We start from the raw sequence: 22,664 nt of genomic DNA on the forward strand, positions 1-22,664 counted from the left end.
TGCGAAGATGCCCTGTGAGCAAGCTGACCGGACAACAGATTGAGGCCGAGCGGCTGGACGGGTGGGCCTACCTGCTCGGCGGCCTGCAGGCCCGCATCCACACCAAGGACTTCGCGACCGGGCTCTCGGTCGTCAACGCCATCGGCGCGGTGGCCGAGGAGATGAACCATCATCCCGAGCTCACCCTGCGCCACACCCACGTGGACGTTCGGTTGAGCGGCCACGACGAGCACGCGGTCACAGAGCGTGACATCCTGCTCGCCCGTGCCATCTCCGCCGTCGCCGCCGACGCCGGGGTGCGGCTGGAGTCCTCCGGCATCTCCCGGCTCGAACTCGCCCTCGACACCCCGGGCCCAGACGTGATCGCACCGTTCTGGGCCGCGGTGCTGGCGATGGAGCACCTGTCCGGCCCCGGCTCCGGCGACGAGGTTCGCGACCCGGCCGGTGTCCTGCCGACCGTGTGGTTCCAGACCTCCGGCGGCGGGGAGCCCCGCCAGCGCTGGCATCTCGACATCTGGCTGGATCCCGCGCAGGTGGAGCCACGCATCGCCGCGGCGCTCGCCGCCGGCGGCACGCTGGTCAGCGACGCGGAGGCGCCGAGCTTCTGGGTGCTCGCCGACCCCGAGGGCAACCGGGCCTGCCTGTGCACCTGGCAGGGCCGCGACTGACCTCGGCCGACGCTCGCGGGCGGCCCGTCGGCGGTCGCCGAGTCTCGTGCCGGCCGCCGAGGCGCGCCTTCGCACCGGTCACGCGGCAAGACTCTGGATGATGAGGACCAGGGCCGAGATCGCGGCCACCAGCAGGATGGCGGCCCGCACCCTGCCCCCGTCCAGATATCTCCGCAGCGGCCCGGAGACCAGGAACCCGAGGATCATCGGCACGATGAGGGTCGCGCCCGTCGTCAGCGCCCGCGCCGGAAGCCGGTCGACGACGGCCAGGATGACCAGCGACTGCGCGGCGCTCAGGAAGAAGAACATCGCCAGCGTGGCCCTGATCTGCGCCCCCTTGGCGCTCTGGTAGACCAGCGCGATGGGCGGCCCGCCGATGCCGGTGGCGGTGCCGGTGATGCCGGACACGAACCCGGCCGCGGTGACCGTCACTCCGTTGCGCGGCACGCTCAGCGCCCGCGCGGTCAGCCCCACGGCGACGAGCACCATGACACCGACGAAGACGCCTAAGGTGTAGACGGATATGTAGACCACGATGACGCCGCCGATGACGCTACCGGGCAGCCGCCCGAGCATCCCGAAGCCCACCCCGCGCCAGTCGACCCGCCGCCACTCCACGGCCAGCGTGAACAGCGGCAACGTCAGGTTGACCACCTGGATCGCGCCGGGCATCACGGCCGGATCGAGCAGGGTCAGCACGGGCGCTCCCACCAGCCCCAGCCCGAATCCCACGCTGCCCTGCACCACCGCGCCCACGAATACCGCCAGCCCACCGACGATCAGCACAAGTGCCTCAGGATTCATAGGGCGAGTCAATCACCCTTACCCTCCGTTGCCCTTACACATGCGAGCGTGACGGGGTGATGTAGGCCGACCGGCCGCGAGCAGGGCTACCGAAGGCCCGTGCTCGTCGTCGGCGACGACTTCAACACCGCGACCGCTGTCAAGGTGATCGTGCCGCTGACCACGACCGCGGCACCCCACTGCTCTAAGCTCCTTGATCGTGCTCTTCCGCTCCCCGGCCGAGGCCGTTTCGGCCGACGCGAAGCCCTCTCCCGCCCCGCGCACTCCTGCGGCGCACGCCCGCCCCGGACGCGCCCGCTCAGGGCTCGATCGCTCAGGGCTCGATCGCACCGAACCCGATCACACCGCGCCTGCCCCCTCCAGGCGTCAACGCGCCAGCCCTCGGGGCCGCGCGGCGCTCTCGGCGTCGGTGTTCGCGCTGAGCGCCACCTGCCTCGCCCTGCCTCCGAACCCCGCCGAGGCGTCGCCTCGATCCGCCGGCGGGCCGGCCACCGTCGCCGAGGCCATGCCGCCCGTACGGCACACCGCGGCCTCGTCCAGGCGGGCTGCCACGAGGCCGGCCGCGCGTGGCGGCGCAACCTCGCTCTCCCCTCCCCGCGGAGCCGGGCCGGGAGCGCCCGCCCGGCTGGCGCGGAGCGGCAGGCTGGCCGCCCGAGCGTGCCCGGAGCCGCCGCTCGTGTGGGGCAACGTGCCGCGAGCACGGGAGTACTTTGGAGTGATCGCGAAATGCCTGGACAAGTCGTGGTCCGCGCACTTCGCCAGGGCCGGGCTGGCGTTCCGGAAGCCCACCGTGCGGTTCTACGACGAGCCCGAGCAGCGGGTGTGCGGCGTCCGCTGGCCCTCCGGCGCCTCCGCCTTCTACTGCACCGAGCGGGGCACCCTGGTCTTCCTGCTCACCGGCGACTGGATCGAGGGCCGCACCGACCTCTATCCGCTCAAGGTGGCCGCCCACGAGTACGCTCACCACGTGCAGAGCCTGACCGGCATCAGGCGCCACTACGAGGCCCGGATCCGCGCCGACCACGCGCGCCAGGCCGAGCTGGGCCGCCGCTACGAGCTCCAGGCCGACTGTCTGTCCGGGGTGTTCATCGGCAGTGTTTGGGGATCGCTGTCGCGGAGCCAGGACGACTGGGCCGCCGTGGTGGAGGCGACCAGAGCGACCGGTGACGACGACGACCGCCGCAGTCACGGCACGGGAGGCAACCGGGCCTACTGGCTCAAGCGCGGCTTCACCGCGGTCTCCCCCGCGGCCTGCGACACCTGGAGGGCGGCCCCCTCCCGGGTCTCCTGACCTCGGCGACCGAGTCGCCCGGGCATCAGGCCGCTGACGGATCCACGAACCAGAGCTCCTGCCCGGCTCCGGGATGGGGGCCTGACGGACGCCGCGAACCAGAGCTCCTGCCCGGCTCCGGAAATGGGGCCCATGACCGGCTTGGGAAAGGCCCGGGATGCCCGGAAGCCGCCTCGCGCATGGGTGCGGCGACGAGGCGGCCTCCGGTGGTCGGGTGGTTCCCCCGAGACGGGCGCGTGAGGATCGCGCCCTCCCGCGCCGCCGGTGAGGCGGGCGGGCACCCGCCGCCGCCGTCCGGCTGATGGCCGGGCGACGGAGGCGGGACGTGTGACCTACTTGGCGAGCAGCGAACGCAGGACGTACTGCATGATGCCGCCGTGCCGGTAGTAGTCGGCCTCGCCGGGCGTGTCGATGCGCACCACCGCGTCGAACTCGACGTCGCCGGCCTTGACGTGCACGGTCGACGGGATGCCGCCCTTGTTGAGCTCCTCGACCCCGGTGAAGTCGAACGTCTCCTCGCCGGTCAGCCCGAGCGACTCGGCCGTGACGCCCTCGGGGTACTGCAGCGGCAGCACGCCCATGCCGATCAGGTTGGAGCGGTGGATGCGCTCGTAGGACTCGGCGATGACGGCGCGGACGCCGAGCAGCGCGGTGCCCTTGGCCGCCCAGTCACGCGACGAGCCGGAGCCGTACTCCTTGCCCGCCAGCACCACCAGCGGCGTGCCCGCCGAGGCGTAGTTGACCGAGGCGTCGTAGATGAACGACACCGGGCCGTCGGGCTGGGTGAAGTCGCGGGTGTAGCCGCCCTCGGTGCCCGGCGCGATCTGGTTGCGCAGGCGGATGTTGGCGAAGGTGCCCCGGATCATCACCTCGTGGTTGCCGCGCCGCGAGCCGTAGGAGTTGAAGTCGCGGACCTCGACCCCGTGCGCCTGGAGGTACTGGGCGGCGGGGGTGCCGACCTTGATCGAGCCGGCCGGCGAGATGTGGTCGGTGGTGACCGAGTCTCCCACCTTGACCAGCACCCGCGCGCCGGAGATGTCGGACACCGGCTCGGGGGACGACGGCATGCCCTCGAAGTAGGGGGCCTTGCGGACGTAGGTCGAGTCGGGGTCCCACTCGAAGGTGTCGCCCGTCGGGATGGGCAGCGACCGCCAGTGGTCGTCGCCCTTGAACACGTCGGCGTAGTCACGCTCGAACATGTCGCGCCCGATCGAGGAGTTGACCACGGCCGAGATCTCCTCGGGCGCCGGCCAGATGTCGCGCAGGAACACCGGCTCGCCGTCGGCGCCGACGCCGAGCGGCTCGGTGTCGAGGTCGATGTCCATGGTGCCGGCCAGCGCGTAGGCCACCACGAGCGGCGGCGAGGCCAGGTAGTTCATCTTCACGTCGGGGTTGATGCGGCCCTCGAAGTTGCGGTTGCCGGACAGCACGGCGGTGACCGCGAGGTCGTTGGCCTGGATCGCCTCGGAGATCTCCGGGATCAGCGGCCCGGAGTTGCCGATGCAGGTGGTGCAGCCGTAGCCGACGAGGTTGAAGCCGATCTTGTCGAGGTAGGGCTGGAGCCCTGAGCGCTCGAAGTAGCCGGTGACGACCTGCGAGCCGGGCGCCAGCGAGGTCTTGACCCACGGCTTGCGGGTCAGGCCCTTCTCCACGGCGTTGCGGGCCAGCAGGGCGGCGCCGAGCATGACGTACGGGTTGGAGGTGTTGGTGCACGAGGTGATCGCGGCGATGGAGACGATGCCGTGGTCGATCTCGAAGGAGGTGCCGTCGGCCAGCGTGACCCGCACCTTCTTGTGCGGACGCGAGCCGTCGAGCTCGGGGGCGTGCGGCTGGTCGCCGTTGCCGCCGTGGCTGATGGCCGGGGAGTCGGACGCCGGGAAGGACTCCTCGGACGCCTCGTCGGCCGGGCCGAGGACGGTCGGGGCGTAGTCCTTGACGGCCGCGCGCCAGGCCCGCTTGGCGTCGGAGATCTCGATGCGGTCCTGCGGGCGCTTGGGGCCGGCGATCGACGGGACGATGGTGCCGAGGTCGAGCTCGATGTATTCGGAGAACACCGGCTCGGGCGCCGACGGGTCGAGCCAGAGGCCCTGGGCCTTGGCGTAGGCCTCGACGAGCGCGATCTGCTCCTCGGAGCGGCCGGTCAGCCGGAGGTAGTCGACGGTCTGGCCGTCGATCGGGAAGATGGCGCAGGTGGAGCCGAACTCGGGGCTCATGTTGCCGATGGTGGCCCGGTCGGCCAGCGGCACGGACGAGACGCCCTCGCCGTAGAACTCGACGAACTTGCCCACCACGCCGTGCTTGCGCAGGATCTCGGTGATCGTCAGCACGAGGTCGGTGGCGGTGGCCCCGGCGGGCAGCTTGCCGTTGAGCTTGAAGCCGACCACGCGCGGGATCAGCATGGAGATCGGCTGGCCGAGCATCGCGGCCTCGGCCTCGATGCCGCCGACGCCCCAGCCGAGCACGCCGATGCCGTTCTCCATCGTGGTGTGGGAGTCGGTGCCGACGCAGGTGTCGGGGTAGGCCTTGCCGTCGCGGGTCATCACCACGCGGGCCAGGTGCTCGATGTTGACCTGGTGCACGATGCCGGTGCCGGGCGGCACCACCTTGAACTCGTCGAAGGCCGTCTGGCCCCAGCGCAGGAACTGGTAGCGCTCGCGGTTGCGTTCGTACTCGCGCTCGACGTTGCGCTGGAAGGCGTCGGGGTGACCGAAGTAGTCGACGATGACCGAGTGGTCGATGACCATCTCGGCCGGGGCCAGCGGGTTGATGCGGGCCGGGTCGCCGCCCAGGTCGCGTACGGCCTCGCGCATGGTGGCCAGGTCGACGACGCAGGGCACGCCGGTGAAGTCCTGCATGATGACGCGGGCCGGGGTGAACTGGATCTCCACGCTCGGCGCGGCCTCAGGGTCCCAGCCGCCCACGGCGCGGATGTGGTCGGCGGTGATGTTGGCGCCGTCCTCGGTGCGGAGGAGGTTTTCCAGCAGGATCTTCAGGCTGTACGGGAGGCGGGCAGCACCCTCGACGGCGTCCAGCCGGAAAATCTCATATGACGCGTCGCCGACGCGCAGCGTGTCACGGCTGCCGAAGCTGTTCGCGGACACGGTGATTCGCCCTCCTCCATAGACGGTTGCTCCTTTGAATCCTGCCGCACGGAGGAAGCGATCAGTACGTTAGGTGACCCTAACTCCACAGGCCGCGGCGGATGTCTCGACATCAAGATATCCGGAAAAGTATCTCGACATCAACTTAAACCGGTCCGAGGCGGACGAACAGCAGGCCGACGATGGCGATGGACAGCAACGGGGCGAGGATCTTCTGCTCGAACTTCCGGCCCGTCTTGATGCCGATCTTCCACGGCAGCAGGAACTTCACCGACAGCGGCCAGAGCACCGGGCAGCCGCGCTCGGTCATGCAGTCGCCCACGACGTGGATCAGGCAGCCGATCCCCACCGCCAGGCCCAGCCAGGCGTAGCCCACCCCCTGGGAGAGGAACACCGCGTAGAGCCCGGCCGTGAGCCCGATGTTGACCAGGGCCGACCCCATCTTGTTGCCGGGGATGCCGACGCCGATGGCGCGCAGCGCCAGCCCGATGAGCAGCACGACCATGATGGCGCGGCCGAGCGGATAGGTGCCGGCCAGCCAGTGGGCGCCCAACCCCATCGCGACCGCGAAGGCCAGCGAGTGGGTGGCCCCCCGGTGACCGCCGCCCAGCCAGTTGACCGCCTTGCTCAGCATCCAGGTGACCGGACCGAAGGTCTGCGCGATCGTCGCGCTGGGATGGTCGAGGTCGGGCAGCATCGCCGCGCCCGCGCAGACGATCGCCCCGGCGACGAGCTCGGACGGGCCTAACGCGCCCGCCATGATCCCGGTCTCGATGAACCGGCTGGACTCCATGACCATCGGCAGCGCCGCGAGCCCCGGCGCGAGCCCCAGCCAGGCGATGGCTCCCGTCATCGCGTGCGTGTGACCCATCATGATCCGGACTGTACGGCAAAGCCCGTGGCCCCGCGTCGGCCGCGTCCCACCCGCCTCGACGGCCGTCCGGGCCGGTCGGCGACGTACCCGTGAAACGAACGTACCCGCGAAACGACGTACCGGTGAAACGCAGACGAGGTCGTCTCCACGGCGACAGCACCCCCCAGCCCTGCCGACGCGGAACGACCTCGTCTGCTCTGAACAACGAGGCCGCCCGGCATCCTGTTCCCCGATTCCGCAACTTTTTCGTGATCTGTCTCACTTCGCGCCAAGCGTTGCCTACGACATGTTGTCGATATATCTTTGAAGCATCTAGAACAGTCAGAAGGAGGAACCATCATGACCTCAGCACAGGCGGCGGGCGGGCAGTGGCCCGACGCCCGCGAGTTCAAGCGCGCGGCGCGTGACGCGATGAGGGCCATGGCCGGCGCCTGGCAGCAGGGCGGGCACCGCCACCATCACCACCACCACCAGGGACCGCACGAGGAGAGACACCGGGGCAGGCGCCCGTTCCCTCCCGAGTTCGGGCGTGGGCCGTGGGGGCCCGGCGCACCGTGGGGCCAGCACCGGGGCGGCTGGGGCGGCCGCGGCCGGAAGGCCAAGCGGGGCGACGTCCGCGCCGCGATCCTGGCGCTGCTCGCCGAGCAGCCGCGCAACGGCTACCAGATCATCCAGGAGATCGCCGAGCGCAGCGAGGGCGGCTGGAAGCCCAGTCCGGGCGCCGTCTACCCGGCGTTGCAGCAGCTCACGGACGAGGGCCTGGTCGTCGCGCAGGAGAACGAGGGCCGCAAGACCTTCCGCCTCACGGACGAGGGCCGCGCCTACATCGACGCGCACCCCGACGAGGTGCGCGCCCCGTGGGACGAGATGCGTCCCGACATCGACGAGAACACAGCCGACATGTGGGACCTCACCCGCCAGTCGGCGTTCGCGCTCATGCAGGTTCTGCAGACCGGGAGCGATGCGCAGATCCGCGAAGCGCGTAAGACTCTTGTTGAGACCCGGCGCAAGCTCTACCAGATCCTGGCCGACGGCGATCCGGGTGAGGAGTGACCTCATGACCGGCGCCGCAGCGAGAAGCCGGCTCGGAGAGAAGGAGCCCCCTGTCATGGATCCCCGCGACCTCCGCATCGGCGACGCCGAACGCGAGCACACGATGACCGCCCTGCGTGAGCACTTCGCGCAGGGCCGCCTCGATCACGAGGAGCTGGACCAGCGCCTCGACCAGGCCCTCACCGCGCGGACCGCCGGCGAGCTGGCCCGGGTGACGGCCGACCTGCCCGGCCCCGGCGCGGCGGGCCCGCGGTTGCACCCCGGCCCCGCCGTACCGGGGCCGGACGACTGGCACGCGGCCACGGAGGCGCAGCGGGCGCAGATGCAGTCCATGGGGCAGGCCCACCGCGACCTGCGGCGTGAGTGGCGCCAGTGGCCCCACCGGTCGCATCACCATCACCCCGGGCCGGGGCCCTTCCTGCCGATCCTGTTCGTGATCGGGATCGTGGGGCTGATCTTCGGCGGCTGGGGGCTGCTCAAGGTGGTGCTCTTCATCTGGGTCGGGTCGATGATCGTCAGCGCGATCCGCCGGCGCGCCCACCGCCGTCCCTGACCCCGCCCGCGCATCGACGCCGGGGCCGGGCCGTCGGTGTCCCGCTCAGGCGTCCCACTCGGCGGTGGGTCAGCCCATCTCCTCCAGCTTGCGGCCCTTCGTTTCCTTGACCCATTTGACGACGAAGAGGAAGGACAGCGTGGCGAAGCAGGCGTACCCGGCGTAGGTGGCCGGCAGGTTCCACTCCGAGAGGGCCGGGAACGACACGGTGACCGCCCAGTTGGCGATCCACTGCGCGGACGCGGCCACACCGAGCGCGGCGGCACGGATCCGGTTGGGGAACATCTCCCCCAACAGCACCCAGACCACCACACCCCACGACAGAGCGAAGAACAGCACGAACGTGTTCGCGGCGATGAGCGCGATCATGCCCTGCGGGCTCGGCAGGGTGACCGTGTTCCCGATCTTCTCGGCGGTGCTGAACGCCCAGGCGGCGGTGCCCAGCGAGACGGCCATGCCGGCCGAGCCGATGAGCAGCAGTGGCTTGCGCCCGATCTTGTCGACCAGCGAGATCGCGATGAACGTGCCGACGATGTTGATGACCGAGCTGGAGAAACTGATCAGCAGCGAGTTGCTCTGCGTGATGCCCACCGACTGCCAGAGGACGGACGAGTAGTAGAAGATCACATTGATGCCGACGAGCTGCTGGAACGCCGACAGGGCGATGCCGATCCACACGATGCCCCGCAGCCCCAGCCGCGGCCCGCGCAGGTCCCTCATCGTCGGCCTGCGCTCGGTCTGGAGCACGTGCTGGATCTCGGCCACCCGGGCGTCCAGGTCCACCTCGGAGCCCTCGACCTCGGCCAGCACCCTGCGGGCCTGCCTGGGACGACCGGCCATGATCAGGTATCGGGGCGACTCGGGGATCGTCAGGGCGAACAGCAGGTAGAGCAGGGCCGGCACGACACACGCGCCCAGCATCCACTGCCAGGCCTGCAACCCCCACACCTCGTTGTTGACGTTCCCGCCGGCCAGCCGCGCGATCGCGTAGTTGACCAGCTGGGACACGGCGATGCCGAGCACGATCGCGAGCTGCTGGAACGAGCCCAGCCGCCCGCGGTAGGCGGGCGGCGAGACCTCGGCGATGTAGGTGGGCCCGAGCACCGAGGCCATCCCAATCGCGACGCCCGCGATGATGCGCCAGAGGGCGAGGTCCCAGATGGCGAACGGCAGCATCTGCCCGATCGAGCTGATGGCGAACACGATCGCCGCCACCTGCATCGTCCTGGTACGGCCCAGCCGGTCGGCCAGCCCGCCGCCCACCCAGGCGCCGATGGCGGAGCCGAGCAGCGCGATCGCGACCACGAGCCCGATCTCGACGGCGCCCACCGCGAAGTACTTCTGGATGCCGACCACGGCGCCGTTGATGACGGCGCTGTCATAGCCGAACAGGAACCCGCCGATCGCCGCGGCCGCCGTGATGAAGACGATGTGGCCCAGGTGCTCTTGATGGGCGTCGTGAGTCGCCATGCCGGCCCCCCTTCAGGCCCGGGAGATACCCGCAGGTCAAGGGGGTACGGCTGCACTTACACAAACTTGAAGGAATCAGATCAAAGCCAACCCATCCGCTGGGCGGTGCGAATGGCTTCGAGCCGGTTCTGGGCACCCAGCTTGGTCATCGCGCTGGACAGGTAGTTGCGTACGGTGCCCTCCGTCAGGTGCAGCTCGGCCGCGATCCTGGCGATCGTGGCCCCGTCGCCGGCCAGCCGCAGGGCGTCGCGTTCCCGCTCGGTGAGCGGGCTGTCACCGGCCGCCATGGCCGCCGCGGCCAGCTCCGCGTCGAGGTAGCGGCCGCCCGCCTGGACCTTGCGGATCGCCATGGCCAGCTCCTCGGCCGAGGCGTCCTTGCCCAGGAACCCGCTCACGCCCGCCGCCATCGCCCGGCGCAGGTAGCCGGGACGGCCGAGGCTGGTCAGAATCACGATCTTGCACTGGGAGCTGATCTGCTCGGCCGCGCTCAGGCCGTCCATGCCGGGCATCTCGATGTCGAGCACCGCCACGTCGGGCCGGTGCTCGGTGACCGCGGCCAGCACCTCGTCGCCCCGGCCCACCTGCGCCACCACGTCGATGCCGTCCTCCAGGTTGAGCAGGGCGGCGAGGGCGCCGCGGATCAGGTGCTCGTCGTCGGCCAGCAGCACCCGCGTCGTCACGCCCGTACCGCCGCTCTGAGCAGGTAGGAACCCTCCGCGGTGGGCGCGGCGGTCAGCGTGCCGCCCGCCGCCCGGACCCGCCCGGCCAGCCCGCCGAGCCCGTTGGGGGCGTGGTCGCCCACCGGCCCGTTCACCCCGTCGTTGGACATCTCCAGCACCCCATCCGTGATCGTGATCGTGCAGTGCCCCGCCTCGCTGTGCTTGAGCACGTTGGTCGCGCCCTCGCGCACGATGGTGGCCAGCAGCGTGCGGGTCTCGGCGCTCAGCGCGGCCGTGTCGGCGCGCACGGTACAGCTCACGTCCGCCGCCTCCAGCACCGCGCGCACGCTGGACAGGACCTCGTCGAGGTCCAGCGCCCGGTAGCTCTGCACGGTGGCGCGCACCTCGCGCAGCGCCTGCCTGGTCAGGTCGCGGACCTCGAACATCTCACGCCCGGCCGCCGCCGGATCGGTCTCCAGCGCCTCCTGCGCGCCCGCCGTCCTGGCGGAGATGTCGGCGAGGCTCTGCCCGAGCAGGTCGTTGAGGTCGCGGGCGAACCTCAGCCGCTCCTCCGACACGGCCAGCCTGGCCTTGGCCTCCTGCCCCTCGTGCGCCTCCTTGGCCACCCGCCAGAGCCACAGGTTGGCCAGGACGCAGCCCACGACGAGCGCCGTCAGCAGCGCCTGGAACGCGAAGAGCGCCCACGACCAGCCGCTGACCAGCGCCACGTAGCCGTTGACCGCCAGGACCGACCCGACGGCGGCGAGCGTGACGGTGCGCCGCCGCCCGAACGGCGTCAGCATCGCCACCCACAGCACGGGCGCCCAGACGACCGGGATCGCCGACAGCGGCAGCGCGATGACCCCGGTCACGGCCAGCAGGACCGTGGGACGCGAGCCGCCCCTGACCGCGATCCGGAACGACCGGGCGGCCAGCGCGACCAGCACGGCCAGCAGGACGGCCGCGCCGCCGGCCGCCCATCCGGGCAGGCCGAGACGCCACCGGAGGTACAGCTCGGCCAGGCCGATCAGGGCCGCCAGGTGGATGATGTCGGTGGAGTAGACGATGAGCCACCGGATCTTGTCCAGCTTGGTCGCGCGTCTTCTCATGCGGGCACCACCGCCCGCAGCAGGAACTCGCCGGTGGAGGTGGGCCCCGCCGACAGAGAGCCGCCCACGGCGGTCATCCGCTCGCAGAGCCCGCGCAGCCCGGTGCCGCCCCCGGCCAGGGAGCCGTGCACCCCGTCGTTGCGCATCTCCAGCACGCCGCCGTCGATGACGATCGCGCACCGCGTGGCGGCACTGTGCTTGAGCACGTTGGTGGCGCCCTCGCGCACCACCCACGCGAGCAGCGCGCGGGCGCCGGGTGACAGGCCGTCGGTCCTGGCCTCGACCGTGCAGCGGGTGCCCGCCGCCTCCAGCGCGGCGCGCACGCCGTCGAGCTCCTCGTGCAGGTCGAGCCCGTGGTAGCCGTCCACGGCCAGCTGGACCTCGGTGAGCGACTCGCCGGCCAGGCGGCGTACGTCGGCCATCTCCCGGGCCGCCCGGCCGGGGTCCTTGGTGGCGAGCTTGGCCGCCAGCTCGCTCTTCAGCGTGATGACCGACAGGCTGTGCCCGAGCAGGTCGTGCAGGTCGCGGGCGAAGCGCAGCCGCTCCTCCGCGACGGCCAGGCCGGCCTTGGCCTCCTGGCTCTCGTGGGCGTCGCGGATCGTCCACCACAGCCACCGCCACAGCCACATGGCGGCGGCCATCGTCCCGGCGCTCACCGCCTGGACGGGCAGCACCACCTGCCACGGCTGCCCGGTGATCACGGCGACGCCGGCGCTGGTGAGCAGGATCACGGCGGCGCTCGTGCAGAGCGCCGCCCAAAGCGGCTGGAACAGGACCACGGCCGACAGCCACAGGAACGCGACCATCGACCACGAGCCCTCACCCAGGCCGCCGTCCGACGAGGGGGGTATGAGCAGCACCGCTCCGAGCGCCGCCATCCCGGTGAGGACCAGCCACACGGTGGGGCGCGGCCGGCCGTCGAAGGCGACCCTGAGCAGGTACGGGAACGGAACGAAGACGCCCAGCAGGCAGGCCCCGGCGGCCAGGGCGCGCGTCGCGGACAGACTCCCCTCGACGCCGAGGATCACCAGGAGGCCGCCTAAGGAGAGCGCGAGCAGGACGACCACGCCGTCCATCCAGTAAAGGAGGATCCTTCTCGCCGTCTCCGGGCGGGCCGCCACCGTCCCTCCCTCTCACCACAAAGAACCCGTTGCCCCGGAATCCTATAGTTCAGCCGGACGTGCGCCAGAGGGGCCGTTCGGCCGATGTCAGATAATGGCGGCATGAAGTTGCGGATCTTCACCGAGCCCCAGCAGGGCGCCACCTACGACGATCTCCTCACCGTCGCCCAGGCCGCCGAGCGGCTGGGGTTCGACGCCTTCTTCCGGTCCGACCACTACCAGCGCATCGGGCCCGGCGACCCTGGGCCCGGGTCCACCGACGCCTGGATCACGCTGGGGGCGCTGGCCAGGGAGACGTCCACGATCAGGCTGGGCACGCTCGTGTCGCCGGCCACGTTCCGGCTGCCCGGCCCGCTGGCGATCGGCGTCGCCCAGGTCGACCAGATGAGCGGCGGCCGGGTGGAGCTGGGCTTCGGAACGGGCTGGTTCGAGGGCGAGCACACCGCCTACGGCATCCCGTTCCCGCCGGTCGGCGAGCGGTTCGCCCGGTTCGAGGAGCAGCTGGAGATCGTCCTGGGGCTGTGGACGGCGGGCTCGTCCTACTCGTTCGAGGGCGCGCACTACCGGCTGGCCGACTCGCCCGCGCTGCCGAAGCCGGTCCAGCGGCCACACCCGCCGATCATCATCGGCGGCTTCGGCGCCAGGCGGACGCCGCGGCTCGCGGCGACCTTCGCCGACGAGTACAACGTGCCGTTCCACTCCCTGTCCGACACGGGCGAGGCCTTCCAGCGGGTCCGTCAGGCGGCCGAGGCCACCGGCCGCGCCCTGGTCTACTCGGCGGCCCAGACCGTGTGCGTGGGCAGCGACCGGGCCGAGCTAGAGCGCCGGGCGGCCGCCATCGGCACCGGTCTCGACGAGCTGCGGGCCAACGGGCTGGCGGGCACTCCGGCGGAGGTGCTGGAGAAGATCGGCGCGCTCGCGAAGCTGGGCGCCGAGCGGATCTACCTCCAGATGATGGATCTGGCCGATCTCGACCAGCTGGAGCTGATCGCGGCTGAGGTGCTGCCGTACGTCTGACGGGCTGCCGTACGGCTGACTAATCGAGTAGCACCGCTTTGTCGTGCTACGCCACACTTGGCCCGTGCTGCTGACGATCTCCACCACTGCTCGTCCGGCGACCGACCTGGGCTTCCTCCTGCACAAACATCCCGACCGGGTGCAGGAGTTCGGCCAGTCGTTCGGCACGGCGACGGTGTTCTACCCCGAGGCGGGCGAGCGGCGCTGCACCGCGGCGCTGCTGCTGGACGTCGACCCGATCGCGCTGGCCAGGTCACGCGGCAAGGGCTCGCCCGACTTCAGCCTGTCGCAGTACGTCAACGACCGGCCCTACGCCGCCTCCTCCCTGCTGGCGGTGGCCCTGGCCGACGTCTTCCGGACGGCGCGGGCGGGGCGGTGCGCGGCCAGGCCGGAGCTGCCCGGCACCCCGCTGCCGCTGGAGATCGGGCTGCCCGCGCTGCCCTGCCGTGGCGGGCCCGAGCTGGCCGGACGGCTGTTCGAGCCACTCGGCTGGACGGTGTCCGCGCAGGCCGTACCCCTCGACGAGGGGTTCCCCGAGTGGGGCGACTCGCGTTACGTCCGCCTGTCGCTCAGCGGGACCGTCCGGCTGGCCGACGCGCTCAACCACCTGTACGTGCTGCTGCCGGTGCTCGACGACGCCAAGCACTACTGGATCGCGCCCGACGAGGTCGACAAGCTGGTCCGGGCGGGCGGGGGATGGCTGCGCGGGCATCCCGAGCGCGGCCTGATCAGCCGCCGCTACCTGGGCCGCCGGTGGGCGCTCGCGCGCACCGCGCTGGCCCGGCTCGCCGAGCTGGGCGACGAGCCCGAGGAGCGGCTGGAGCCCGCGGTCGCCGAGGAGCCCGCCGCGGGCGAGACCGCGGCCGACGAGCTGGCCGCGGCAGCCGGATCGTGGCCGGCCCGGGACCGCCCGGACGACGGGCCCCGGGACGGCGAGGTTCCGGACCGCGGAACCGGCGACGCAGGGGACGGCGAGGCGGAGCCGAAGGCGCGGCCGCTCGCGGTCCAGCGGCGGGAGGCCGTGCTGCGGACGCTGGAGGACCTCGGCGCGGTGAGCGTGATCGACCTGGGCTGCGGGCAGGGCGCGCTGGTCGGCGCGCTGCTGGCCACCCCCAGGTTCGCCCGGGTGGCCGGGATGGACGTGTCGGCGATGGCGCTGACCATCGCGGCGCGCAAGCTGCGGCCGGAGCGGATGCCCGACAGCAAGCGGGCCCGGCTGACCCTGTTCCAGGGCGCGCTCACCTACACCGACAAGCGGCTGTCCGGCTACGACGCGGCCGTGCTCATGGAGGTCGTCGAGCACGTCGACCCGCCACGCCTGGCCGCGCTGGAACGGGTCGTGTTCGGGCACGCCCGGCCGGAGCACGTGATCGTCACCACTCCCAACATCGAGTACAACGTGCGCTACGAGTTCCTGACCGGGCTGCGCCACCCCGACCACCGCTTCGAGTGGACCCGCGCCGAGTTCGCCGGCTGGGCCGCCCGAGTGGCGGGCGAACACGGCTACCGCGTCACCCTCCGGCCCGTGGGCGAGGAGGACCCCGAGGTCGGCCCGCCCACCCAGATGGGAGTGTTCACCCGTGATCAGCGTTCCTGAGCTCTCGCTCGTGGTGCTCGTCGGTGTCTCGGGCAGCGGAAAGTCGACGTTCGCCGCCCGGCACTTCAGGCCGACCCAGGTCATCTCCTCCGACTTCTGCCGCGGCCTGGTGTCCGACGACGAGAACGACCAGTCGGCCACCCCGGCGGCGTTCGAGCTGCTGCACCACATCGTCGGCACCCGCCTGTCGCGCGGCCTGCTCACCGTGGTCGACGCCACGAACGTGCAGTATGCCGCCCGCAAGGCGCTCATCGACCTGGCCCGGCGGCACGACGTGCTGGCCGACGCCATCGTGCTCGACGTGCCGGAGGAGGTGGCGATCCGGCGCAACGCCGCGCGTCCCGAGCGCGACTTCGGGGCGGGCGTGGTGATCCGGCAGCGCAAGGACCTGCGCCGCTCCCTCGGCAAGATCTCCCGCGACGGGTTCCGCAAGGTGCACGTGCTGCGCGGTCTCGACGCGATCGACGACGCCACGGTCTCGTACGAGAAGGCCTGGACCGACAGGCGTGACCTGACGGGACCGTTCGACATCATCGGCGACGTCCACGGCTGCCGCGCCGAGCTGGAATCACTGCTGCGGCGGCTCGGCTGGGTCATCGAGCGGGTCGGCGGCCAGGCGGTGTCCGCCCGTCACCCCGAGGCCAGGACGGCGGTGTTCGTCGGCGACCTGGTCGACCGCGGCCCCGACACGCCGGGCGTGCTGCGGCTGGTCATGGGCATGGTCGAGGCGGGCGCCGCGATCTGCGTGGCGGGCAACCACGAGCAGAAGCTGGTGCGCGCGCTGAACGGCCGGGCCGTCAAGACCACGCACGGCCTGCGGGAGTCGCTCGACCAGCTCGGCGCCGGGCCGCCGGAGTTCGCCGAGCGGGCCCGCGCGTTCATGGACGGCCTCATCAGCCACTACCGGCTCGACGGCGGCCGGCTGGTCGTCGCGCACGCCGGCCTCAAGGAGGCCTACCACGGGCGCGCCTCCGGCCGGGTCCGCGCCTTCGCCCTGTACGGCGACACCACCGGCGAGACCGACGAGTACGGCCTGCCGGTCCGCTACCCGTGGGCCGAGGAGTACCGCGGCCGGGCCATGGTCGTCTACGGCCACACGCCCACGGTCCACCCCGAATGGGTCAACAACACGATCTGCCTCGACACCGGCTGCGTGTTCGGCGGCTCGCTGACCGCGCTGCGCTACCCCGAGCGCGAGCTCGTCCAGGTGCCGGCCGAGCAGGTCTGGTACGCGTCGGTCAAGCCGCTCGGCGGCCCCGCCCGCGATCCCGCCATGCTGGACATCGGCGACGTACAGGGCACCAGGCACGTCGAGACCCGCTTCGGCACGCGGGTCAAGGTGCTGGAGGAGAACGCGGCCGCCGCGCTGGAGGTGATGAGCCGGTTCGCGGTGGACCCGCGCTGGCTGGTCTACCTGCCGCCGACCATGGCGCCGCCGGAGACGTCCCGGCTGGACGGCTTCCTGGAGCACCCGCACGAGGCGTTCGAGGAGTTCGCCGCCGCCGGCGTGACCGAGGTCGTGTGCGAGGAGAAGCACATGGGCTCGCGGGCCGTCGCCGTGCTGGCCCGTACGCCGGAGGTCGCGGCGGCTCGGTTCGGCGTCACGGACGGCGGCTCGGGCACCGTCTACACCCGCACCGGACGGCCGTTCTTCGGCGACCTGGCGCCCCTGGTCGACGGCCTCCGGGAGGCGTGCGAGCCACTGTGGACGGCGCTCGGCTCGGACTGGGTGGCGCTCGACTGCGAGCTGCTGCCCTGGTCGGCCAAGGCGGGCGAGCTGATCAGGGCCCAGTACGCCTCGGTGGGGGCGGCGGCCCGGGCGGCGCTGCCCGAGGCGGTGTCCGCCCTGGAGGCTGCGGCCGGGCGCGGGCTGGACGTGGGCGGACTGCTCGACCGCACCCGCCGCCGGGCCGGCAACGCGGCGCTGTTCCGTGACGCCTACGCGCGTTACTGCTGGCCGGTCGACGGTCTCGACGGCGTGCGGCTGGCGCCGTTCCAGATCCTGGCCTGCGAGGGGCGGGCGACGGCGCTGGAGCCGCACGCCTGGCACCTGTCGACGCTGGCGCTGCTCGACTCGCCGCTGATCACCCCGACCCGTCACGTGTTCGTCTCGCTGGACTCCGCGGAGTCCCGTGCCGGGGCGGTGGCCTGGTGGGAGGCGCTGACGGCGGCCGGCGGCGAGGGCATGGTGGTCAAGCCCGCCGTCCACACGCCGGGCCGGGTGCAGCCGGGCGTCAAGGTGCGGGGCCGCGAGTACCTGCGCATCATCTACGGGCCCGACTACACCGAGTCGCTGGACGTGCTGCGCAGGCGCTTCCTCGGCAAGAAGCGGTCGATGGCGCTGCGCGAGCACGCGCTGGGCCTGGAGGCCCTGTCCCGGCTGGCCGACGGCGATCCGGGCTGGCGCGTGCACGAGCCGGTCTTCGCGGTGCTCGCCCTGGAGTCCGAGCCGGTCGACCCCAGGCTCTGACCGCCCTCACTCCCGCCGGCCGACACGTCAGCTCCCCCACTCCCGCCGGGCCGACGCGTCAGCCTCCCATACCTGCCGGGCCGACGCGTCAGCTTCCCTTGGCGCACCAAGCCCTGACGGCGGTGACGATCTGGCCGGCCTGGTGGCGGGTCACGTCGGTGAAACGCTCCTGGGCGTTGCTGACCACCTCGGTCTCCGGCACTCCCTGGACGAGCTCCAGGCAGGTGGCGCGGGCCCGCGTCAGCGTGCGCGGCTCCTCGGCCACCAGCCACGGGGCGATCCCGTCCAGCCGGGCCAGGAACTCCGACCACTGCTCCCCGCTCGGATCCGGTGTCCCGCTCACCATTCCGGACGCCGCCCCGGGCAGCCGGTCACTCGTCCCGGAGAACGGCGGTGCGGTGCCCAGGGCCAGGATCAGCGCGGCGGCCACCCCGGCCACCACGATGCCCGTGAGGGACACCCACACCAGCGGGCCCCGCCGAAGCCGGCGGCTCGTGGACGATCGGTGCTCCGGTGAGCGCTGGGGACCCATGCTGCGCACCGTACGCCCTCATGGGCGAATCATCCGGTTCTCACGCGTACGGACGCCCGAAAAAGCCCTTCCGGGCCGGACAAACCCCCGAGAGCTAGCCTCTGACCAGCAGCGCGACGCACTCCACGTGGTGGGTCATCGGGAACACATGGAATTCACTTCGCCCAGGTCGGATCCGGATTACCGATCCACTATCAGGCTTCGTGCGCTCCTGGTGCGCGTCGATCTTCAACCACGCCGCCTCAACCTCTCCATGCGCGTCCGGAGCGAGATGCGTATACCACAGAGTCGTCTGATACGCAGCGTGACCAAGCAGGTCCTTGACTCAGTACAGATCGACACCCTACTGCACCAGCCAGCTGGCCGCCGTATGACGACAGTCATGCGGGTCGTAACGTGGCACCGGATCGCCCCGCCGCTCCTTCGGCAACCCGCGATTCGCCTCCTCGATCTTCACGTTCGCAGCGTCGATCGCCTCGTACCAGACGACCCGCCAGTTCGCCCCCGACAGCAATGCAGCTCCTCGTGAAGACGTTCCAGCAGAGCCAGAAGCTGGCCGCCAACGGCGTGATCGCGCTGCTCGTGGCGGTGCTCACCCGGCCGTTCGTCGTGTCGGCCCTCACCGGCGCCCTGTCCACCGCGCTGACAGGGATGGCGTCGTTCGGGCTGCCGCTGACGGAGGTGCAGACGGGCGCGTTTGTGATGCTCGTGTCGGCGGTGCTCGGTCTGGTACTCCGCTCGAATGTGTCGCCGGGGCCGGCCACGTCGTCGTACCCACCGGGGTCGCATTCCTGAGTCGCCGTCCCGTGTCCTCGAGGGACGGTCTGGTCTTCCCCGCGCGGGTTTCTTAGGTTCGGGACTCCCGACAAGCCCTGTGACAGGGGATGCGAGAAGCCCCGCCCACTCTCTTCGGAGGGTGGGCAGGGCTTCTTCGTCGTGCCTGGGATCAGGCCCGGTACTCGACCCATGCCCGGCCGGCGGTGGCTGCGCGAGCCCGCGACGCCCGGATTTCTGCGGGGCCGTTGCGGGCGACGAACTCGCGGAACAGCGACCAGACCGCAGCGAGCCCGGTCACTGCGTCCTCTGGGGCGCTCTTGAAGGCGAGCACCTGGGCGGCAAGTGATTCGGCCCGCTCCGGCGTGTGCCCGGCGAGGATCAGCCTCGGGACGAACAGGGCAGTCTCGACCCACGCGGCGCCCTCGCAGGCCAGCCCCCAGTCGAGGACCCGCACGCCGCCCGCAGTGGCGAGCAGGTTGCCTGCATGGAGGTCGGCGTGCAGCAGCGTGTCGCCGGCGAGGGCGTCGAGGTCGAGGCAGGCACGGGCGTGACGGTAGGCGGCGAGCGCTTCCAGGTCTGCGGGAGGGTTTGCGAGCAGGGCGTCCGCGCGCTTCCGGAGGAACTCGACGTTGTCGCCGACAGGCGGCACGTCGGCGCCGGGGGCCGGGGTGAGTTCCTGGCCGAGCACCTGCACGAGGTCGAGGGCCCCGGCCAGGTCGGGCGAGTCGGGTCCGAGGTTCACGTCGCGGATGGCTGCGACGTAGCCGAAGACCAAGGCCACCCAACCGGCGGTGTGCCCGCTCCACAGCATGCGTGGGGCGGGCACACTCTCAGGTAGGGCGGCGCCGACGAGGCGCTCCCGCTGGTAGAGCCGGGCGGACGGCACGTCGTCGGGCAGGGCCTTCACGAACAGCGGTCCCGCCGCGGTGTCGAGGCGGGCAGCGAGGCCTGCGGTGAGACCGGCCGGCACGGGCGTGACCGTCCTGATCGGGCCGGTCGCCTCCCCGATGGCGTCACGTACCTCTGCGGGCAGGTCGTCCCATCGGTGTCCCGTCATCCTTGGCACTGTACGCCGCTCCTGCCTGGCCGGAAGCTATCTCAGGTGCTGTCGACGCAGCCTTCGTGGCACTGGCTGCACTTCTGGTTGCACTTGGCGCTGTGCGGCCACAGCGTCAGGTCGACCCGGTAGCCGGCACGCTTCATGGCGGTCATGGTGGCGGCCGGTCCGCCGCCGGCCGACTCGCCGGGGGCGTCGTCGGGCTGATGGTGGATGAACCTACCCGCGGCCCGGAAGCAGAACTCGGCGTACTCCTTGGTGTACAGGATGAACGTGTGCCAGCCGATGTCGACCAACTCGCTCGGGCCGAGGCGGGCGTCGGGGTTGGCGGCGCAGGTGGCGAGGAACGCCAAAGCCTGCTCCATGATCTGGTCGGCCTGGTGGGCGTGCTGGGGGTGGTCGGCGCGGATGCGCGCGACGAGCCGACCGAGCAGTTGAGGGGTGATGAGGGTGCGGGCGTTGGCGGTGGGGCGTTCGACCGTGATGGTCATGTCGTCCTCCGAACGGTCCTGCCTCCCGGGTTGGGAGGCTTGCTCTCACGATGGCTGCAGACCGGGCTCGGGGTCATTGCCGGGTGGCTCGACGGTCATTGAGGGTCTGGCGTCAATCACATCGGTGTGGCCTGCACGGTAAGTGCCGGGTCGGCTACGGTGCAGCCACCGGTGTTCGCGAGCCGTGGAGGCGTCCGATGGGGATCACCAGGTCAAGGCGTGCCCAGATCCAGCGCGAGGCGACGACCATCCGGATGCGAGCTCAGCGTGCCGGCCACACGACGGAGCGGATCGTCACCGAGCTGCGCAACGCCCTGCCCGAGTTGACAGCGCTGGAGGCGTGGCGGCTGGCGTTGGGCTGGTCGAGGGCGCAGGTGGTCGAGCAGGTGGCTGCCGCCTACTTCGGCGAGGGACTCCGGCCGCCAGGACTGTCCGAAGCACGGCTGTGCCGCATGGAGCACGGCCAGGAGCGTCCCGGCCCCGAGTATGCGGAGATGCTCGCCCGCGCCTACGGCACGAGCCAGGAGACGCTGGGACTGATGTCTCGGTGCGTGTGCGGGCGAGACCGTCGCGGATATGGTCAGCTCGGGTGCTGGACGCCGCTGCTACTGCCAGGAGTGGACATGACGTCAGCAAGTGGACTACCAGCCGTACGCGAGTCGCTGCGGCTGGCCCTGCTCGACGCCCCGCAGGGCGACCCCGCGGTGGTCGAGCTGGTGGAGGTAGCGGTGGAGCACTACGCCCTCAACTACAGCCGCCATGCGCCATCGCACCTGTTCGACGAGGTACATGCGTCCCGCAGGATGCTCGCCGAGGCCCTGGCCGCGCCCGGCGGCGACGGGATCCACAGAGACCTTCGGCGGGCGACGGGCTGGCTATCGGGCCTGCTCGGCAACCTCGCCTACCATCTGGCCGACCAGAGCGGCGCCCGCGCCCATCTCGCGCTGGCGGCATCCCTCGGCGAGCGCGTCGGGGATACCCGGCTGGTCGCGTGGACGCTCGGGGCGCAAAGCATGCTCGCCCGCGCCCGCCATGACCTGCCCTCCGGCTCATCTACGGCCAGGCCGGGCTGGAGCGCGCCCCGTCCCCGCTGGTGCGAGCTCAACTGCTGGGGTGGGCGGTACTGCCCTCCCTCGCACGTCTCGGCCGCACGACGGAGGCGGAACGCGCTCTCGGAGCGGCGACCGCGGCCCTCGGCGCGAGCGAGGAGGAGCCGGGCCGGTTCGGGTTCGACTTCGCCGAGTTGACGCTGCACGAGTCGGAGGCGTGGCTGGCGCTCGACCGTACCGACCGGGCCGCTATCCGCGCGGAGGCATCCGTAGCCGGCTGCACTCCGTACACGCCCGGCTGGACGGCGGCGACGCTCGTCCTCGCCCAAGCGGAGGCTCCGACGCAGCCGGGAGACGCTGCGGGGCGGGCTCTCGACGTGCTGGAGCGGGTCCCTGCGGACCGGCTGCGCTCGACATCCCGCGACCGATTGCGGACCCTGGTGAACGCCATGAGTGAGGCCGACATCGCCCCGGTACGGGATCTGCGTGAGCGGGCACGGGCCCTGCCGCCCCATACCGATATCGGCGGGCGCAGTACCGCCTGAAGGAGAGCGGCAGCTACGCGAGGCGGCGCGCGGCTAGATCCACGACCTCGACCAGGTCAGCCAGATCCACATGCTCAGCGAGTTCGCCGACGCACCCTCAGCGCGGTGATGGCCGACCGTGCAGCTCGATCGTCTCGGGTTTCACGCTCTTCGGGATGTCGAACAGCACGATCCCGTTGACCTTGTTGCCGGGGTTGATCTTCTCGTACGGCGACTTGGAGGACTCCAAGTAGATCGTCGCGCCCGAGTCCGCCTCGAACTCCTTGCCCTTGGCGTACAGCTTCTGGGTCGAGCTCGTGAAGGCCTGGGCCTCATCGCCGATGTTCTTCACGGTGACGTGCACGAGCAGGAACACGCCCTGGGCGTCCGTGCCGAGGAACTCAATCTGAGGTCATTCGTGGGGCCGGAGCCTCCTGACGATGACGA

22 protein-coding genes are annotated in these 22,664 nt (G+C 71.5%); 10 read left to right on the plus strand and 12 right to left on the minus strand.

What is annotated here, in order from left to right:
- Positions 1-14: 14 nt before the first annotated feature.
- Complete coding sequence (locus tag IEY82_RS17335; RefSeq protein WP_189125162.1) at positions 15-668, plus strand: 4a-hydroxytetrahydrobiopterin dehydratase; 654 nt, start codon at positions 15-17, stop codon at positions 666-668.
- Positions 669-746: 78 nt separating this feature from the next.
- Here the strand turns inward: IEY82_RS17335 and IEY82_RS17340 are convergent, their stop codons facing one another.
- Positions 747-1,472 (minus strand): sulfite exporter TauE/SafE family protein, encoded by a 726-nt coding sequence (locus IEY82_RS17340; protein ID WP_189125163.1) that lies wholly within the window; start codon positions 1,470-1,472, stop codon positions 747-749.
- Between the two features lie 199 nt (positions 1,473-1,671).
- On the opposite strand from IEY82_RS17340, the gene IEY82_RS17345 reads away from it, so the two are divergent.
- Positions 1,672-2,763, plus strand: coding sequence for a neutral zinc metallopeptidase (locus IEY82_RS17345; protein ID WP_225263293.1), 1,092 nt, complete (start codon positions 1,672-1,674; stop codon positions 2,761-2,763).
- Between the two features lie 332 nt (positions 2,764-3,095).
- On the opposite strand, the gene acnA is transcribed toward IEY82_RS17345, so the two are convergent.
- Both acnA and IEY82_RS17355 read right to left on the minus strand, forming a co-directional pair.
- A complete protein-coding gene (gene acnA / locus IEY82_RS17350) occupies positions 3,096-5,870 on the minus strand; it encodes an aconitate hydratase AcnA (RefSeq protein ID WP_225263314.1) in 2,775 nt (924 codons plus the stop codon).
- A 139-nt stretch (positions 5,871-6,009) separates the two neighbouring features.
- A complete protein-coding gene (locus IEY82_RS17355) occupies positions 6,010-6,738 on the minus strand; it encodes a metal-dependent hydrolase (RefSeq protein ID WP_189125165.1) in 729 nt (242 codons plus the stop codon).
- 339 nt (positions 6,739-7,077) lie between these two features.
- On the opposite strand from IEY82_RS17355, the gene IEY82_RS17360 reads away from it, so the two are divergent.
- Both IEY82_RS17360 and IEY82_RS17365 read left to right on the plus strand, forming a co-directional pair.
- Entirely contained in the window at positions 7,078-7,791 is a 714-nt protein-coding gene (locus IEY82_RS17360; RefSeq protein WP_189125166.1) for a PadR family transcriptional regulator, read from the plus strand.
- A 55-nt stretch (positions 7,792-7,846) separates the two neighbouring features.
- Entirely contained in the window at positions 7,847-8,344 is a 498-nt protein-coding gene (locus IEY82_RS17365) for a DUF1707 SHOCT-like domain-containing protein (protein ID WP_189125167.1), read from the plus strand.
- Positions 8,345-8,413: 69 nt separating this feature from the next.
- Here the strand turns inward: IEY82_RS17365 and IEY82_RS17370 are convergent, their stop codons facing one another.
- From IEY82_RS17370 to IEY82_RS17385, 4 genes are all read right to left on the minus strand, one after another.
- On the minus strand, positions 8,414-9,814 hold the full coding sequence (locus IEY82_RS17370; protein ID WP_189125168.1) for a sugar porter family MFS transporter: 1,401 nt from the start codon (positions 9,812-9,814) through the stop codon (positions 8,414-8,416).
- Positions 9,815-9,894: 80 nt separating this feature from the next.
- Entirely contained in the window at positions 9,895-10,494 is a 600-nt protein-coding gene (locus tag IEY82_RS17375; protein WP_189125169.1) for a response regulator transcription factor, read from the minus strand.
- Positions 10,491-11,582: a sensor histidine kinase gene (locus IEY82_RS17380; RefSeq protein ID WP_189125170.1), complete on the minus strand. Its 1,092-nt coding sequence runs from the start codon at positions 11,580-11,582 to the stop codon at positions 10,491-10,493. Before IEY82_RS17380 ends, IEY82_RS17375 begins: the two co-directional genes overlap by 4 nt.
- Complete coding sequence (locus tag IEY82_RS17385; RefSeq protein WP_189125171.1) at positions 11,579-12,703, minus strand: sensor histidine kinase; 1,125 nt, start codon at positions 12,701-12,703, stop codon at positions 11,579-11,581. The genes IEY82_RS17380 and IEY82_RS17385 overlap by 4 nt, the downstream gene beginning before the upstream one ends.
- 102 nt (positions 12,704-12,805) lie before the next feature.
- Between IEY82_RS17385 and IEY82_RS17390 the strand changes: the two genes are divergently transcribed.
- The 3 genes from IEY82_RS17390 to IEY82_RS17400 all read left to right on the plus strand — a co-directional run bounded on the left by IEY82_RS17390 (position 12,806) and on the right by IEY82_RS17400 (position 17,787).
- On the plus strand, positions 12,806-13,720 hold the full coding sequence (locus tag IEY82_RS17390) for an LLM class F420-dependent oxidoreductase (protein WP_189125172.1): 915 nt from the start codon (positions 12,806-12,808) through the stop codon (positions 13,718-13,720).
- Positions 13,721-13,784: 64 nt separating this feature from the next.
- Positions 13,785-15,317 carry a 3' terminal RNA ribose 2'-O-methyltransferase Hen1 gene (locus IEY82_RS17395; RefSeq protein WP_189125173.1) on the plus strand — a complete coding sequence of 511 codons (1,533 nt, stop codon included), beginning with the start codon at positions 13,785-13,787 and terminating at the stop codon, positions 15,315-15,317.
- Positions 15,301-17,787 (plus strand): polynucleotide kinase-phosphatase, encoded by a 2,487-nt coding sequence (locus tag IEY82_RS17400; protein ID WP_189125174.1) that lies wholly within the window; start codon positions 15,301-15,303, stop codon positions 17,785-17,787. Before IEY82_RS17395 ends, IEY82_RS17400 begins: the two co-directional genes overlap by 17 nt.
- A gap of 88 nt (positions 17,788-17,875) precedes the next feature.
- Here the strand turns inward: IEY82_RS17400 and IEY82_RS17405 are convergent, their stop codons facing one another.
- Positions 17,876-18,319, minus strand: a complete 444-nt coding sequence (locus IEY82_RS17405; protein WP_189125175.1) for a DUF732 domain-containing protein — start codon at positions 18,317-18,319, stop codon at positions 17,876-17,878.
- Between the two features lie 343 nt (positions 18,320-18,662).
- Entirely contained in the window at positions 18,663-18,833 is a 171-nt protein-coding gene (locus IEY82_RS17410) for a hypothetical protein (protein ID WP_189125176.1), read from the minus strand.
- 11 nt (positions 18,834-18,844) lie between these two features.
- On the opposite strand from IEY82_RS17410, the gene IEY82_RS17415 reads away from it, so the two are divergent.
- Complete coding sequence (locus IEY82_RS17415; protein WP_189125177.1) at positions 18,845-19,114, plus strand: hypothetical protein; 270 nt, start codon at positions 18,845-18,847, stop codon at positions 19,112-19,114.
- A gap of 151 nt (positions 19,115-19,265) precedes the next feature.
- Here IEY82_RS17415 and IEY82_RS17420 read toward each other — a convergent pair whose 3' ends face one another.
- Both IEY82_RS17420 and IEY82_RS17425 read right to left on the minus strand, forming a co-directional pair.
- The gene (locus tag IEY82_RS17420) at positions 19,266-20,153 is read right to left on the minus strand and encodes a phosphotransferase family protein (RefSeq protein WP_189125178.1); all 888 of its coding nucleotides are present in this window, start codon (positions 20,151-20,153) and stop codon (positions 19,266-19,268) included.
- A 41-nt stretch (positions 20,154-20,194) separates the two neighbouring features.
- Positions 20,195-20,644, minus strand: a complete 450-nt coding sequence (locus IEY82_RS17425; protein ID WP_189125179.1) for a glycine-rich domain-containing protein — start codon at positions 20,642-20,644, stop codon at positions 20,195-20,197.
- Positions 20,645-20,841: 197 nt separating this feature from the next.
- Between IEY82_RS17425 and IEY82_RS17430 the strand changes: the two genes are divergently transcribed.
- Together IEY82_RS17430 and IEY82_RS17435 are read left to right on the plus strand one after the other, a co-directional pair.
- The gene (locus IEY82_RS17430) at positions 20,842-21,891 is read left to right on the plus strand and encodes a helix-turn-helix domain-containing protein (protein WP_189125180.1); all 1,050 of its coding nucleotides are present in this window, start codon (positions 20,842-20,844) and stop codon (positions 21,889-21,891) included.
- Positions 21,888-22,238 (plus strand): hypothetical protein, encoded by a 351-nt coding sequence (locus IEY82_RS17435; RefSeq protein WP_189125181.1) that lies wholly within the window; start codon positions 21,888-21,890, stop codon positions 22,236-22,238. The genes IEY82_RS17430 and IEY82_RS17435 overlap by 4 nt, the downstream gene beginning before the upstream one ends.
- A 97-nt stretch (positions 22,239-22,335) precedes the next feature.
- Here IEY82_RS17435 and IEY82_RS17440 read toward each other — a convergent pair whose 3' ends face one another.
- Positions 22,336-22,623, minus strand: coding sequence for a DUF4352 domain-containing protein (locus tag IEY82_RS17440; RefSeq protein ID WP_225263312.1), 288 nt, complete (start codon positions 22,621-22,623; stop codon positions 22,336-22,338).
- Between the last annotated feature and the right edge of the window lie 41 nt (positions 22,624-22,664).

Source organism: Nonomuraea cavernae (assembly GCF_014646355.1).
Classification (GTDB): Bacteria; Actinomycetota; Actinomycetes; order Streptosporangiales; family Streptosporangiaceae; genus Nonomuraea; species Nonomuraea cavernae.